We start from the raw sequence: 1,976 nt of genomic DNA on the forward strand, positions 1-1,976 counted from the left end.
GTCGAGGTCGAGCGGGACCGCGTGCCCGAGGCCCTGACCGCCGTGATCGCCCCCGCCGGGCGGACGGGGGAGCTGCTCACGGTCCTCCGGGAGCGGTGGGGGGAGGCGGCCGTGGACACCGCGCCGCTGCCCGGCGTCGAGATCGTCGTCGCCACCCCGTGGGAGACCAAGGGACTGGAGTTCGACACCGTCGTCCTCGTCTCGCCCGAGCGGATCGTGGCCGACGCGCGCGGCGTGGTGGGCGATCTGTACGTGGCGATGACCCGCGCCACCCAGTCGTTGTCCGTCGTCGCCGGGACGGACGCGGCCGCGCTGCCGGCCGGGCTGGCGGACGTCCCGGAGTGAGCCCCGCGGGCGACGTCGCACGTGCGCGGCGTCGCGGAGGCGCGCGGGCGCGTCGCTAGGCTGGGGGCTATGGCACCCCAGAACGAGGAGCGCGCGGCCCGACTGCGCGCACAGGCGAACGACCCGAGCTTCGAGAACGTCTGGCAGGAGCTGCGCTGGCGCGGGCTCGTGCACGTCTCGACGGACGAGGCCGCGCTGGAACAGGCGCTGGCCGGGGAGCCCGTCTCGTATTACTGCGGCTTCGACCCGACCGCTCCGTCTCTCCACCTGGGACACCTGGTCCAGCTGCTCACCCTGCGCCGCCTGCAGCTCGCCGGCCACCGCCCGTATGCCCTCGTGGGCGGCGCCACCGGCCTCATCGGCGACCCGCGGCAGACCTCGGAGCGCGTCCTGAACTCGCAGGAGACCGTGGCGGCGTGGGTGGAGTCGCTGCGCGCGCAGATCGAGCCGTACCTCTCCTTCGAGGGGGAGAACGCGGCGACCATGGTCAACAACCTGGACTGGACCGCGGGCATGAGCGCGCTGGACTTCCTGCGGGACGTCGGCAAGAACTTCCGCGTCGGCACGATGGTGAAGAAGGAGATCGTGGCCAAGCGCCTGAACTCTGATGAGGGCATCTCCTACACGGAGTTCTCCTACCAGGTGCTGCAGGGCAACGACTTCCTCGAGCTGCACCGCCGGCACGGCGTGACCCTCCAGACCGGCGGCTCCGACCAGTGGGGCAACCTCACCGCCGGCACCGAGCTGATCCGCAAGGTGGAGGGGACCCACGCCCATGCGCTGGGCACGCCGCTGATCACGAACGCGGACGGCACCAAGTTCGGCAAGTCCGAGGGCAACGCCGTCTGGCTCGACGCGGAGATGTGCTCCCCGTACGCCTTCTACCAGTTCTGGCTCAACACGGCGGACGCGGACGTCGTCGACCGACTCAAGGTCTTCACGTTCCTGACCCGCGCGGAGATCGAGGAGTACGCGCAGAAGGTGGCCGACGAGCCGTTCCGCCGGGAAGCCCAGAGGCGCCTGGCGTGGGAGGTCACGGCGCTGGCCCACGGAGAGGAGACGACGACGAAGGTCATCGAGGCCTCCCAGGCGGTGTTCGGAGGCGGCGACCTCACCACGGTGGACCCGGACACGCTGACCGCCGTGCTGGCCGAGCTGCCGCAGGCCGACCGGACCCAGTGGGAGGGGGAGCCGGGCACCGTGACCGCGGTCGAGCTGCTGGTCTCCACCGGGCTGGTCGCCTCGCGCTCCGAGGCGCGTCGGACGGTGCGCGACGGCGGCGCCTCGGTGAACAACGTGCGGGTGACGGATGCCGACCAGGTGTTCACCCGAGACGACGCCTTCGCCGGCCGGCACCTGCTGGTGCGCCGGGGCAAGAAGAACATGGCGGGTGCGGACCTGGGGGAGGCCTGACCACGGCCGCAGACCACCGGTGTCCACCGGGTCGCCAGAAGTGACCGAGGACACGACGGGCGGCGACGGCGGAGAAACCGCCCACGGGAGGAGCACAGGGCCCCGTTCTCCGCAGGATTCTGCGGAGAACGGGGCCCTTTTTCATGCGTGGCCGCCGGGTGTCACCCTTGATTTTGTGTTCGGTGGGGTTCGTGTGTAGAGTTCCATCTCGTGCTCAA

1 protein-coding gene and 1 pseudogene are annotated in these 1,976 nt (G+C 71.1%); both read left to right on the plus strand.

What is annotated here, in order from left to right:
• Positions 1-345 (plus strand): annotated as a pseudogene (locus HMPREF3105_RS13395) (AAA family ATPase); the annotation flags it as partial.
• A 69-nt stretch (positions 346-414) separates the two neighbouring features.
• The gene (tyrS, locus tag HMPREF3105_RS00265) at positions 415-1,758 is read left to right on the plus strand and encodes a tyrosine--tRNA ligase (RefSeq protein WP_070708495.1); all 1,344 of its coding nucleotides are present in this window, start codon (positions 415-417) and stop codon (positions 1,756-1,758) included.
• Positions 1,759-1,976: the final 218 nt, after the last annotated feature.

Origin of the sequence: Micrococcus sp. HMSC31B01, assembly GCF_001816085.1 — a bacterium.
Taxonomy (GTDB): Bacteria; Actinomycetota; Actinomycetes; order Actinomycetales; family Micrococcaceae; genus Micrococcus; species Micrococcus luteus.